The 12,994-nt window shown below is 36.7% G+C and carries 11 protein-coding genes; 6 read left to right on the top strand and 5 right to left on the bottom strand.

Translation table 11 applies throughout. The features are described from left to right. Positions 1–9: 9 nt before the first annotated feature. The 5 genes from C2I06_RS17930 to C2I06_RS17905 all read right to left on the bottom strand — a co-directional run bounded on the left by C2I06_RS17930 (position 10) and on the right by C2I06_RS17905 (position 5,403). Entirely contained in the window at positions 10–822 is an 813-nt protein-coding gene (locus C2I06_RS17930; RefSeq protein WP_095329377.1) for an ABC transporter permease, read from the bottom strand. Then, complete coding sequence (locus C2I06_RS17925) at positions 819–1,802, bottom strand: ABC transporter ATP-binding protein (RefSeq protein WP_249928238.1); 984 nt, start codon at positions 1,800–1,802, stop codon at positions 819–821. The genes C2I06_RS17930 and C2I06_RS17925 overlap by 4 nt, the downstream gene beginning before the upstream one ends. Positions 1,803–1,808: 6 nt before the next feature. Continuing rightward, the gene (locus C2I06_RS17920) at positions 1,809–2,618 is read right to left on the bottom strand and encodes an ABC transporter permease (RefSeq protein ID WP_095329379.1); all 810 of its coding nucleotides are present in this window, start codon (positions 2,616–2,618) and stop codon (positions 1,809–1,811) included. Beyond that, a complete protein-coding gene (locus C2I06_RS17915) occupies positions 2,619–3,644 on the bottom strand; it encodes an ArsR/SmtB family transcription factor (protein ID WP_123258572.1) in 1,026 nt (341 codons plus the stop codon). A 931-nt stretch (positions 3,645–4,575) separates the two neighbouring features. Continuing rightward, the gene (locus C2I06_RS17905; RefSeq protein ID WP_095329384.1) at positions 4,576–5,403 is read right to left on the bottom strand and encodes an ADP-ribosylglycohydrolase family protein; all 828 of its coding nucleotides are present in this window, start codon (positions 5,401–5,403) and stop codon (positions 4,576–4,578) included. Between the two features lie 445 nt (positions 5,404–5,848). On the opposite strand from C2I06_RS17905, the gene C2I06_RS17900 reads away from it, so the two are divergent. From C2I06_RS17900 to bglX, 6 genes are all read left to right on the top strand, one after another. After that, positions 5,849–6,310, top strand: a complete 462-nt coding sequence (locus C2I06_RS17900) for a hypothetical protein (RefSeq protein WP_123258570.1) — start codon at positions 5,849–5,851, stop codon at positions 6,308–6,310. Positions 6,311–6,406: 96 nt separating this feature from the next. Beyond that, positions 6,407–7,441: a polysaccharide pyruvyl transferase family protein gene (locus tag C2I06_RS17895; protein ID WP_123258569.1), complete on the top strand. Its 1,035-nt coding sequence runs from the start codon at positions 6,407–6,409 to the stop codon at positions 7,439–7,441. Between the two features lie 242 nt (positions 7,442–7,683). Continuing rightward, the gene (locus C2I06_RS17890; protein WP_095329387.1) at positions 7,684–8,931 is read left to right on the top strand and encodes a sugar ABC transporter substrate-binding protein; all 1,248 of its coding nucleotides are present in this window, start codon (positions 7,684–7,686) and stop codon (positions 8,929–8,931) included. Positions 8,932–9,147: 216 nt separating this feature from the next. Next, entirely contained in the window at positions 9,148–9,978 is an 831-nt protein-coding gene (locus C2I06_RS17885) for a carbohydrate ABC transporter permease (protein ID WP_369988880.1), read from the top strand. Positions 9,979–9,990: 12 nt separating this feature from the next. Beyond that, the gene (locus C2I06_RS17880; RefSeq protein WP_061797067.1) at positions 9,991–10,821 is read left to right on the top strand and encodes a carbohydrate ABC transporter permease; all 831 of its coding nucleotides are present in this window, start codon (positions 9,991–9,993) and stop codon (positions 10,819–10,821) included. Between the two features lie 11 nt (positions 10,822–10,832). Beyond that, complete coding sequence (gene bglX, locus C2I06_RS17875; protein WP_123258568.1) at positions 10,833–12,992, top strand: beta-glucosidase BglX; 2,160 nt, start codon at positions 10,833–10,835, stop codon at positions 12,990–12,992. The last annotated feature ends 2 nt before the right edge of the window (positions 12,993–12,994 follow it).

Below are 12,994 nucleotides of genomic sequence, written 5' to 3'. Positions count from 1 at the left end.
TTATTACCCTTAATAAAGAACCATATTTCCTGTATTCTTAGCATGGGTTTCTGCCTTTTTTAAAAGAAAGACGGAGGTCACGGCAAGCATTAGAATGATGGAAACTAAAAGTAAATATTGTCCGATCATTTGCGTAAAATCTTTTCCATTTAGCACAAGATCTCGAAAGATACCTAGTACATAAGTAAGCGGAAAAAGGTAGGCAATTGCTTTTCCCCAGATTGGGAAGGCAAGGATTGGAATACGTACACCAGAGAAGAACTGCATTGGTTCCTCGAAAATGGTAAAAAGAATTCCTGCATCTCGCGAAAAGAGAAAAACAATATTTAAAAATCCACCCCAAACAATCGCAGATATACAAAGGAGAAATAAGGCGAGTGGAACATTTGCCCAATAAATTTCAGCCGCTTGTCCTGTAACAATAAGCACCAATAGGATGAAGGTAGTGAATAACCATACAGCTTCAAGCAAATTTCCTGCTGCACGTGCAAACATGATAGTTAAACGATTTGCAGGTGTAAGAAAGATGAGCTCAAGTGTACCAGCCTGACGCTCATAGCTCATATTCCAAGCGGATTGAACAAGGCTCCAAAAGAAAATATATCCTAAATAACCGGTTAGTAAAAACATAGTGATTTGGTCAACATCCATATAGGCAGATAGCGGACTAGATTCCGTTAGGTTAAAGGGCTTAAAGGAATAATAAGACGTAATAAACAATAAGGCTGGCCATAAGAGTAAGGAAAAATAGATTAACTTGTTATGAAAGTTATGTTTATGACTTTTAGCCATTTCTGCTTGTAAAATAGAAAACAACTTCATGCAGATTTCTCCTTTGCTAAGGTTAGAATCGCGTCTTCTAATCGTGGCCGTTTAAGCTCAAGTTTTAGAATTGAAACAGATTCATTCATACAAATATTAATAAGAAAAGAAGTGGGATCATAGGGTGCATCGACAAGAATCACTGTGCTATCTGTCAGCCAATTAAACTGAATGCTGCAATCGACTAATGCCTGTTTGAGTTTATTTTGCGCACTTGCCGATAGGGAACTTGTTTCCATCCTTAAATGATAGCTTTTTACTACAGATGAAATAATTTTTTCTGGTGTGCCATCTAAAATAATCGATCCCTTTTCAATAATATAGATGCGATCACAAAGCTCCTCCACTTCTTCGAGGTAATGACTTGTTAATAAGATTCCTTTGTTTTCTTGTTTTGCTAAGTTTTTCACTAATCCTCTCAATTGCTTAGCTACTGGCGCATCCAGGCCAAGCGTTGGTTCATCAAGGAATAAATATTTAGGATTATTTATAAGTCCTCTCGCAATTTGGAGTCTTTGCTTCATCCCTTTTGAATATAGTTCTACTGGAATGTCCTTTGCCTCTTTTAATCCAACTTGATCGAGAAGATAGGCTATGCGTTTTTCAAGCTCTAGACCTGATAGTTGATAGAGCTTTCCGAAATAGCGGAGGTTTTCGGATCCAGTCAGCCGCCAATATAGCATTCTTTCTCCACCAGCAATCATATTAATATGCTTTTTTACCTTCATTGCCTCTTTTACAGCATCAAAACCATCAATTGTTATTTGTCCATCTGTTGGATTTAGTAAGGTACTGAGCATTTTAATGGTAGTAGTTTTTCCAGCCCCATTTAAACCGAGCAAGCCAACGATTTCTCCTTCTTTAATAGAGATGTTTAAATCTTTAACAGCACATACAACTTGCTTTTCTGAACGGAAAAAATTCTTTCTTTTTTTCACTGTGTAATACTTACTAATTCCTTTTGCTTCGATCACTTTCATCACTCCTTATCCAAAATGCTTTTCTAATACGTATTTCTCCATTTTTTTCATCAAATATGAGCCTGTTGGCAAATAAATCAAACCAAGCGTTGCCATTTTTAGTAATGGAGCCAAAAGCTCATTAAGTGGGGTTCCCTCTATCCAGACCATTCGTAAAGCATCAATTCCATAGGTAAGTGGCATGACTTGGCTGATCCACCTTACTGCCGCTGGTAAAAAGTCACTTGGAAAAGTGATGCTGCAAACAAGTCCCATAAGGACAAATAAGGTGTTCTGCGTGATATATGTATCTCGAAAGTAGAGCATAAACGATCCTAATACTAATGCCATCGAAAAGGTGGAAAGAATCAAAACGACAAGAACAATTAAGACATGAAGCCAGTTTATTCCTTGTAAATGCAAGCCAAATAGAGAGCCAGCGGCAATAATCACAAGGAATTCCAACATAATTCTAATCAACCCTTGCGCTACATAGCCGAGAAAATATCCCTTTCTTGTCGATGGTGTTAGAAGAAGGGATTCTAGGGTCCCTTCTCGCAATTCTGTGATAAGTGTTCGACTTGTAATCATTAAAAGAGACACTGAAAAAGAGTAAAGTAATCCACCTAAAATGCAGTAGGAAAGATAGTCATCTGTCCCCGCATAGGCAGAGAAACTGGATGATAATTCTCCTTTAAAAACAAAAAAATAGGTAAGGTAGGCAAAGATGATAATATAAATAGCGCTTAATATATGTCCTAGAAAAAAAGACCAAGGAAAAGCTCTTTTCATCACGAGATAATTTCGCCAAAAAGTAGCAGAAATGCTCAACCACATTTATGTATCCTCCTTTTGACCAAGGGAAGGCTGATCAAAAAACTGATTTAAGTCGACCTTCAGTTGGTCTAATTTTTGTAAATCTGTCTCATAAAACACAAAGTGTCCATGTCTTTCCCCTTTTATTAAGCACGCCTTTTCTAAGATTTTTAGATGCTTAGAAATTGTGGCCTTTGCAAGCCCGGTAGATTCCGATAATTGCAGTGTACAAATGGGATGCCGAGACATTTGTCTTAATAATTGTAATCTCGTTTTGTCCCCTAATGCAGCGAGAGTAGAAAGCAAGTCTATTGGGACTATATCTTGACTAGTTCCCAGCTGATTAGGAAAGGAGACATGCAAATAAACAATGATGGCAGGAACTTCTAAGCCAACTAAGAGATGTGGCGCGATAAAGCTGGATGGGTATATCGTCAATGTTTCTATCTCTTCATAAGCAAAAATCCAGGTGTTTGCTTTATAAAATCGTATCGATTTTGGATCAAGTCTGAAGCGTGGATGAATAGCGTTGATCGCTTCATATGGATTTGCTGCTATTGCTTTTTTTAATTCATGAACAGATTTAATTAACCACGGCTCCATTCGATATAATTCGCGCGCAAAATAATTTTGCTGGTAATCATAGAGCAAATCGCAAAGGAGATTCCGATAATAATTAGGTTTTTTTAAAACCTTTTGTTGGTTTGTATTTGCATCTGTAAAGTCGCTTTTACCTAGCAGGAAGGCAAGAAATTGCTGCTCTGGCAATAAACGTAATCGTTCAATGGCTTCCTCAACATGCTTCTCTTCCAATAAAAGATAATCATCCAAATCGAGAAAATTAAGCCATTCATTACTAATTTCCCCAAAGAATTGAATCATTTTCCAATGCGGTTTCGATATTGCTTCTTTTGTTTTCTCTGCCCACTCTAGCCTCGTCAGGTGATGAGCTGGATTGTGTAAAACATGTAAACTAGTTAACAATTCACGAAAGGGGGAGTAAATGACACGTACATGTTTTTTAATCCAAATGTTTACTTTGTCCATGGATCTCTTCCTTTTATTTTGATTCGCTATTTAGCGAATCAAATTGATAATTTTGCAAAATTATTCAGTATTTTATAGAGAGAGGCAGGATTTGTCAATGGGGAATTTTTTTTATTTTGAAAGGTGGCATTTAGGAAGGGATGAAAAGCACATAGCAGATTAGGGCTATGTGCTTTATGTTTTATATACTGTACGTATTTTCGAATCCCTCCATTCTGTCTTTAATGGCAGGAATGGTTCCCTTTTTATATTTAGCAACCATTTGATCATATTCATATGGCCCCCCACATGTTTCTTGCTGTGGGAGTACTTCAAGGAGAAGGTACGCCTAAACAGACTCTCCCTCTCTGGAAAATTGCTTTATAAACTTAGAAAAGAATGTCCAATTGTATAGAAACGTGTAAAACAAATAAAGAAAAAGATTCGTATCAGAATATCTGTATTGAATATTCGAAACAGCTGCAGGCATTAGAAGAATCGATTGAAGAAACATATGGTATTCATTTGTGTTGTTGTCCAACCTCCAAAAATAGTTACAAAAATAATTTTTTATTATATTTTTTTTAGAATTATACAAGATCGAGAAGCGTAAAATCTACCTCAGATAATGACCATTTCACCCGATTTTTTTGTTCCTTTTTGACGTAAAATGTCCCTGCTTTGTACCTGCTTTTTCACGTCATTAGGAACAGAAGATTATTGCTATATCAACGTTCCCGTATCGTTGTTCCTTTGTTCCTTCTTTTTATATAGAAAGAGTATATATAAATAAATATAGTGTACAGGCATAGATACGTATCACATATAAAAAGGTTTCCGTCTGAAATCAGGAACAAAGGGACATATCTCAAATCAGAGACATTTTTGTGTGACTTCTTTGCTGCCAAAAAAGAAGGTATTTATCTTTTTATAAGGGACTGTAAAGCAAAGGTTATTCTAGTTTTTGCTTTAACAGTATGGCCGTGATAAGTTCTTTGTTATGTAATGTGTCAATCCATTCCTTCGGTATAGCGTCATAACCATAAATAATACCCGCTAGTCCACCAGCAATTGCTGCGATAGTGTCTGTATCGCCTCCGAGATTGATTGCTTTTAGCACAGTTTCTTTGTACGAATGAGATTGTAAGACACACCACAGAGCTGCTTCAAGGGTATCGACAACATAACCTGTCGATTTGATTTCGGATTCTGCAAGTTCATGCAATGAATTTAAGCGTGTGAATGGTTCCTCGTGTGTCTGATTATTTAGAATATCTTTTAGGTTTTCATTTTTTATTAACCTTCTTACAATGTCCACATAAATAAGACAAGCTTTCTTGGATATGTCATGTGCGTGTGTTATGGATGATACTTCTTTGACCTTTTTATCATCACAATCAATAAATGCAAGAGGCAGAATACGCATAAGCGAACCATTACCGTTTGATCTAACATCACTTTTACCAATACCGTCCATTAGTGCTTGCTGTGTAGTTAATCCTATATCAAAAGTTTCATTTCTTGCTGTATACTTCGCATGATGCATCCAATCGAGAAAACGATTTCTCATATCTTTGATGTTTATACCATTTTCATGATTAATGGAATCTAATGTAGCGAGCAACATGGATGTATCGTCTGACCATGTGCCAACAGGTTGATTCCATACTCCACCATTTGTCATAGTCTCACATGCGTATGTTCCCCTTATTTTAAATTCATGGGGGACACCTAGTGCATCACCAATAATAAATCCATAAACAGCACTTTTTAATAGCATATAAATCAACTCCTTCTTGTCGTTGTCTTTATTGTATCATTTTAAGTGTTTAGGCTTTTTAATTTCCTCTCCGTTATATATATTTCTTTTTTATGTATACCATCCCGTTTATAGATAACTGGATACCACAAAATAATATAGGTTTCTATATTTGCATAGCATACAGATCATTCAAACAATCAGAGCAGGTTCCAGCAGTACAATGACTACACCCCATCGCAGTCATTCGAGCAGCTGTTCGAGAAAGGGGTAATTATCCAGAGACTCTCCCTTCGAAATCAACTATCTACCAAAATAATTGTATATAAATATTACCAATATCTATCAAATCTCGAATAAGGGATTGGTTCCAATGCGAAAGAGGTATCTTACATATATCCAAATTCTATAAGAAAACTAGTAACTGAAACTGCCCATCTTAAAAGGTGAGAGAAGGAGGATGAAGATGTTTACTCTAAGTGATCTCGACAAATTTGCATGGGCCTTTTTCGTCGTTTTGCCTATTGTTAATTTAATTCATGCTGCTGGGCATCAACTCTTTGTATGGATATTTGGGTTGAAGGGCGATTTAACGATTGGCAGGGGAAAAAGACTGTTTTCTATAGGGTGTATGCATATTCATGTCCTTTATTTTGTAGATGCGGCCTGTCATTATAAAGGGATAGAGAAGAAAAAAAGATGGCAGCAGACATTGATTCATGGGGGAGGCATATTATTTAACTTATTGTCGATTCTAGTCGTTAATTCTTTAATCATTCAGGAAGTTCTACCAAAAAGCTCATTTCTCTATCAATTTGTTTATTTTTCCTTTTATTTTATTTTTTTTGCCGTGCTTCCTTTTGATTATGGAGAAGATTCTCCGAATGATGGCAAATCAATTTTAATGATATGGAAGCAAAGAAAGTAAGGGAGAAAGTTACCGTTTTTGGAATACTTATAGCTTGTTTTGGGTACATGACAATTAACCACAAGTTCTATCGAAGTAAGAAGGAGGAATACAGTCATGTTAAATCAAGCAAGAAAAGAAGAATTGAATATGGTAAAAGGGATTGCTCCTAATGTAGATAAGGAAGCATTGTTTAATAACAAGAGAAAAGTATTCCTATTTGGATCGCCAAGTTATACGAATATTGGAGATCAAGCCATTGCCTATGCAGAGGAAAAGTTTATTAAAAATTGTTTTCCTTACTATGAATATATTGAAATTATGGACTATGCAACAGAAGAAGGAATAGAGCTAGTTAAGAAGATTATTAACAAAGATGATATTGTTTGTTTTACAGGCGGAGGAAATTTAGGAAGTTTATATGTAGATATTGAGGAAGATCGTAGAAAAGTAGTTTCATCCTTTAAAGACTACAAAACAATTGTTTTTCCACAATCTGCTTTTTTTGAGGATACAGAGCAAGGTAGAGAAGAGAAGCGGAAAAGCCAAGAAGCATACAATCAAAATCCTAATCTAACTTTAGTAGCAAGAGAGAATCAAACTTTAGATATTTTAAAAGAAACATTCCAGGCAAATGTTATTTACACTCCAGATATGGTATTATCTCTGTCTATTGAGCCAAGGGAGCTGGAACGTGATGGTGTTCTATTTGTTCTAAGAGCAGATAAGGAGAAGGTGACAGAAGAAAGCTTTGTTTCTGACTTAATGGACTTATTTGGAAAAACGGAGTCTGTAGAGCGGACAGATACGGTTTTATCAGAGGTTGATGTGATTGATTATGCGGACCGTGAAAAGTACTTCTTAAAAACGCTTGATAAAATTGGCTCCAAAAAATTAATTATTACAGATCGTTTGCATGCTATGATCTTTTCCATTATCACTAAAACACCTTGTCTAGTGTTCGGAAATAGCTATGGAAAAGCAAAGCATTCTTATAATGATTGGCTACATGAGTTATCCTTTATTGAATATACAGATAACAAAGAGTTAAATGACATACCAGCTATCGTGGAAAGATTGCAAAAGGCAGAGCCGAATAAGATTGATGTAAAAGAAGATTTCCAAGTACTAAAAGATTTTTTTAAAGGATAAATTTCTTTGAATTTGTGCTAACCCAACAAAGATAAGAGAGGAAAGTATATCTAGGAAAACCATTGATATTACGTAACTCTTTAAAACTTTGTTGGGTTTTTTCATTGTGTTTTGTGAAACGTTTCTACTAATAATACTAAATGAAATAGTTAGAAAACGCTTGCAAGTTGATATTCAGTGATATATACTAACTTATATCGAAACGTTTCTATAAAATTCATCTAAAAATGGAGGAAACAAGAATGAATTTCAAAAAGAAATTTGCATTGCTAGGAACCACAGCATTACTTGCAGTAGGATTAATGGCGGGATGTTCTGATAGTAAAAATGATGCTAGTGACTCAGAAGTACTAACTGTTTGGGGAATGGGCGATGAAGTGAAGCAGCTCCCTAAAATGGCAGAGGAATTTACGAAAGAAACAGGCATTGAAGTGAAAATCCAAGCAATCCCCTGGGCTAGTGCTCATGATAAATTACTGACAGCCGTAGCTTCGAAGGAAGGTCCTGATGTTCTTCAAATGGGTACTACTTGGATGCCGGAGTTTCAAGCTGCTGGTGCATTGGCAGATATGGGGCCATTTATTGATAAAAATGATCATTTAAAGCCAGAAAACTTTTTCGAAGGTTCAGTAGAAACAACCAAGTTTGATGATAAGTATTACGGGATACCGTGGGCAGCGGAAACGAGAGTTTTGTTCTATCGGACCGATATTTTAGAATCCGTTGGATATAAAGAGGCACCTAAAACATGGGAAGAGCTTGAAGACGCAGCGAAGAAGCTATCAGAACGAGGAGATAATATGTATGGCTTAAATGTCGATTCGAAGGAACAAACACTTGGTTTCATGTTTGCTCGACAAAACGGTTCTGAATTGCTGTCAGACAAGGAAGAAGCGCAATTTAACCAAGCGCCGTTTGTAGAAGCAGTGACGTTTTTAAATGATATGATTCAAAAAGGGTATGCTCCTAAACAAGACTTAGGAATGGATGTTTCGCAAACGTTCTCAGGAGATGCTATTGTACCAATGTTTATTAGTGGTCCGTGGATGGTGAAAACAGTTAATGATACAGTGCCTGATATCGAAGGCAAATGGGCAACCGCCGTTCTTCCTGCTGGAAAAGATAATAATGATTCAAGTCTTGGTGGATCGAATTTAACGATATTTGAACATTCAAAGAAAAAAGATCAAGCGGCACAATTTATTGATTTTATGGTGAGCAAGGAAAACCAATTAAAGTGGTTAGAATTAACGAATGCCATGCCAACAGTAAAAGAAGCGTGGAAGGATGAAAAGCTAGCCGGAGATCCATTATATGAAGTATTTGGAGAGCAAATGGAAAACTCTCATCCAATGCCATTAATTCCTGAATTTGAAGAAATCGCTCAAAACTACTTGAAGCATTTTGAGAAAATTTATTTGGGTGGAGCAGATGTACAGGCAGAGATGGATGCTTTTAATGCAGAAACAGAAAAGGTTTTAAGTAAATAAATGAGCAGAAAGGAGTATCTCAAACATTAGCGGAAGTTATCTGAATAAACGGGTTCGATTAGAAAAATCTGTTTCCTAATCTGAATGTGTTAAAAGAAATCTTTCTCTAAAGAGATGCTCCTTTCTATTTAAAGTAAAGGAAGTGCTTTAAAATTGAGAAACTTTACTAGTAAAAGAGCCCCATATTTATTCATTTCTCCTGCATTGCTCTTACTAATGTTGTTTTCCTTAATTCCCATTGTTGTAGCTTTTTTTATTAGTTTTACAGATATCAGCTTAGTTGGACTAGCTGATTGGTCACAGATCAATTTTGTGGGATTAAGTAATTACAAAGAAATTTTAACAGATCCTGTTTTCCTCAAATCAATTGGAAATACCTTGTTTTATGTAGTGATTGGTGTGCCTTTAGTTATCGCTTGTTCCTTAGGAATCGCGGTTATGATTAACTTCGGGGAAAATAAAATCTTTCAATTTTTTCGGTTGATTTTTTACACGCCATCGATCACAAATGTGGTTGCCGTAGCAGTTGTGTGGAGTTATCTTTATAATCCGAGTTTTGGATTTTTAAACTATTTACTGTCTCTTATCAATGTTTCTCCAGTACCGTGGCTGCAAGATCCGACAATGGCGAAAGTGTCATTAATTATTCTTGCTTTATGGCGAGCGATTGGTACGAATATGATTATTTTTTTAGCGGCTCTTCAAGGTATACCGAAAGAATATTATGAGGCTGCCTCATTAGATGGCGCTAATCGACGTCAACAATTATTTCAAATTACGATACCCATGCTTAAGTTTGCAACTTTCTTTGTAACGATTACGACGATGATTGGCTGGCTCCAGTTTTTCGAAGAACCGTTTATTATGACCAATGGCGGGCCTTTAGATAGTACTACTTCTGTTGCGTTATTTATTTACCGGAACGGGTTCCAATTTAGTAAGTTTGGTTATGCAGCGGCAGGGTCATTTATTTTATTTATTGCGATTATTATCGTTACCTTGATTCAATTCCGCATTCAGCGTAAGAGTGATGAAGAATCATTATAGGAGGAAATAGCTATGCATACATCTCAAAAGCAAATGAGAACTTCAAAATGGATTGTTGGAATTATTCTTACTGTTGGCGGATTCTTTATGGTCTTACCATTTATTTGGATGCTGCTTTCTTCCCTGAAAACGGATGCGGAAATTATGCAGTTTCCTCCAACTATTTGGCCGCAGGAGATCACCTTTGCTAATTTTAAAGAATTGTTTTTAGCGTTTAACTTTGCAGTGTATTTAAAAAATACATTAATTATCGTCCTATGCTCATTTGGCGGACTAATTTTGAACGCGATGGCAGGATATGGATTTGCAAAATATAACTTCAAGGGGAAAAATATACTCTTTTATTTAGTGCTTGCGACAATGATGATACCTGGGCAAGTCACGATGATTCCAGTTTATTTGATTTTAAACGCCATGGGCTTAACAAATACAATGGCAGGGATTGTTCTTCCGGGTCTAGTGGGGGCTTTCGCCATTTTCCTATTCCGTCAGTTTATGTCTACTATATCGAACGAATTATTAGAAGCGGCTCGATTAGATGGTGCGAGTGAATGGAAAATATTTTGGAAAATAATTATGCCTGTTTCACGCCCGGTTATAGCTGTTCAAGGAATATTGACCTTTATCGGTGCGTGGAATTCCTTCTTATGGCCGCTAATTATGGCAAATGATGAAAAGTATTATACATTATCTGTTGGTCTACAGCTTTTAAAAGGACAATATGCAAGCAATTATGCTCTGCAGATGGCTGGTTCTACCTTTATGATTATTCCAATCATTATTGTATTCATGATATTCCAAAAATACATCCTGCAAGGATTCAATGTATCAGGATTGAAGTAAGGAGCATGTAAATGAGACATGAAGATTTAGTTAAATTAGTGGATGAAATGACAGTAGAGGAAAAAGTAGATCAGCTTCTACAGCTTTCCGCCGATTTTTATACAAAAAAAAGTGAAGAAATGACAGGACCTTTAACTGATTTAGGGTTAACAGAAGAAAATATCAAACAAGCTGGCTCTACATTAGGTTTATCGGGAGCTGAAGAAGCTATTCGTATCCAAAAGGAATATATGAAAAAGCATCGTTTAGGAATTCCAACCTTAATGATGGCTGACATTATCCATGGATTTCGAACGATTTTCCCCATTCCTTTAGGTTTAGGGAGTTCCTGGAGTTTAGAAGCTGCTGAAAAAATGGCGCGAATTTCTGCATTAGAAGCTAGTGTATCTGGTTTACATGTAACCTTTTCACCGATGGTTGACTTAGTGCGCGACCCTAGATGGGGGAGAGTGATGGAATCAACAGGAGAAGATGCTCATTTAAATGGTGAATTTGCTAAAGCGTTAGTGCGTGGCTATCAAGGAGAAGACTTGAAAAGCGATACAGAACGACTGGCGGCCTGTGTAAAGCATTTTGCTGCATATGGTGCTCCGTTGGGAGGAAGAGACTATAATACGGTTGATATGTCTGAACGGCAACTAAGGGAAAGTTATTTGCCGAGTTACAAAGCTGCTATTGATGCAGGTGCTAAATTAGTAATGACCTCCTTTAATACAGTTGACGGGATTCCTGCAACTGGGAATGAGTGGCTTTTTAGAAAAATATTAAGGGACCAGTTTGGTTTTGATGGAGTAGTAATATCTGATTGGGGAGCAGTGAAGGAATTGATTGCTCATGGAGTAGCTGGAAATGAAAAAAAAGCTGCGGAGCTTGCCATAAAGGCAGGAGTAGATATTGAGATGATGACCACTTGTTATGCTCACTATTTAAAGGAGTTAGTAGAGGAAGAAGTAGTAGACGAAAAACTTTTAAACGAAGCCGTGCTAAGAATTTTAGAATTGAAAAATGATTTAGGGTTATTTGAAAATCCTCATCGTGGAGCAGATGCAGATCGGGAAAAAGAAGTAATACTGTCACAATCTCATCGAAATGCATCCAGAGAAATAGCAGCAAAATCAATTGTATTGCTAGAAAACAATGGTGTCTTGCCGTTATCTGCTGATCAAAAAGTAGCAGTTGTCGGACCAGGAGCAGATTCACAGGATATTTTAGGAGCTTGGTCATGGCAAGGGAAAATGGATGAAGCTGTGTCATTACTTGAAGGGATGCAGGAGAAATCTGCTAATATTCTCTCAGCAGAAGTACCTTGCGATTACTTTGAACTATCAGAAGACATGATTTCAAGTGCACTAAAAGCAGCGAGTCATGCAGAAGTCGTTGTATTAGCTTTAGGGGAACAAGAATGGATGAGTGGAGAGGCGGCCAGCCGAAGTGATATTTGCTTGCCAAAAGAACAGATAAAGCTTTTTAAGCAATTAAAGAATACAGGTAAACCGATAATCGTTACGCTGTATAATGGCCGACCATTAGATATTAGTGAGCTAGATGGAGCGGCTGCCATTGTAGAAGCGTGGTTCCCTGGGACAGAAGGTGGAAATGCGCTAAGTGACATTTTATATGGAGATGTAAACCCAAGTGGGCGTTTAAGCATGAGTTTTCCTGAAAATGTGGGGCAAGTGCCAGTTTACTACAATGGAGATAATACAGGTCGTCCTTATGAAGAGAATCCGGACGAAAAATATGTTTCTAAATACTTGGATGTTTCAAATTATGCACGTTATCCATTTGGCTATGGATTAAGCTACAGCGAGGTTGTTTACAGTAATTTGCAATTAGATAAAGAGACCATATCGGAGAATGAAGCAGTGACAATTACGGTGGAAGTGGAGAATAGAGGAGTTTATCCTGTCACAGAAACGGTCCAGCTTTATATACGTGATCTAGTTGGAGAGGTTGTGCGTCCTGTTAAGGAATTAAAGGACTTTAAGCAAGTTCAGTTAAAAAATGGAGAAAAGCAAGTGGTTACCTTTAAAATTTCCGAAGAGCAGCTTCGATATACTCATAGAAATATGCAATTTTTAAGTGATGACGGCGATTTTGAAGTAATGGTTGGTCCAAATAGCATAGAACTTCAATCAAAAAGTTTTGAATTAAAAAAGATAAGAGGATAGGT

The organism is Niallia circulans (assembly GCF_003726095.1).
Taxonomy (GTDB): domain Bacteria; phylum Bacillota; class Bacilli; order Bacillales; family Cytobacillaceae; genus Niallia; species Niallia circulans_A.
Note: the sequence above shows the minus strand (reverse complement) of the source record. Positions and strands in the feature narration are given on the sequence as shown.

What these genes read in the sequence shown, in the direction of transcription:
- C2I06_RS17925 (WP_249928238.1), bottom strand. Translation starts at nt 1,802, where the DNA reads ATGAAAGTGATCGAAGCAAAAGGAATTAGTAAGTATTACACAGTGAAA.
- C2I06_RS17890 (WP_095329387.1), top strand. Translation starts at nt 7,684, where the DNA reads ATGAATTTCAAAAAGAAATTTGCATTGCTAGGAACCACAGCATTACTT.
- C2I06_RS17900 (WP_123258570.1), top strand. Translation starts at nt 5,849, where the DNA reads ATGTTTACTCTAAGTGATCTCGACAAATTTGCATGGGCCTTTTTCGTC.
- C2I06_RS17885 (WP_369988880.1), top strand. Translation starts at nt 9,148, where the DNA reads ATGTTGTTTTCCTTAATTCCCATTGTTGTAGCTTTTTTTATTAGTTTT.
- C2I06_RS17905 (WP_095329384.1), bottom strand. Translation starts at nt 5,403, where the DNA reads ATGCTATTAAAAAGTGCTGTTTATGGATTTATTATTGGTGATGCACTA.
- C2I06_RS17915 (WP_123258572.1), bottom strand. Translation starts at nt 3,644, where the DNA reads ATGGACAAAGTAAACATTTGGATTAAAAAACATGTACGTGTCATTTAC.
- C2I06_RS17880 (WP_061797067.1), top strand. Translation starts at nt 9,991, where the DNA reads ATGCATACATCTCAAAAGCAAATGAGAACTTCAAAATGGATTGTTGGA.
- C2I06_RS17895 (WP_123258569.1), top strand. Translation starts at nt 6,407, where the DNA reads ATGTTAAATCAAGCAAGAAAAGAAGAATTGAATATGGTAAAAGGGATT.
- bglX (WP_123258568.1), top strand. Translation starts at nt 10,833, where the DNA reads ATGAGACATGAAGATTTAGTTAAATTAGTGGATGAAATGACAGTAGAG.
- C2I06_RS17930 (WP_095329377.1), bottom strand. Translation starts at nt 822, where the DNA reads ATGAAGTTGTTTTCTATTTTACAAGCAGAAATGGCTAAAAGTCATAAA.
- C2I06_RS17920 (WP_095329379.1), bottom strand. Translation starts at nt 2,618, where the DNA reads ATGTGGTTGAGCATTTCTGCTACTTTTTGGCGAAATTATCTCGTGATG.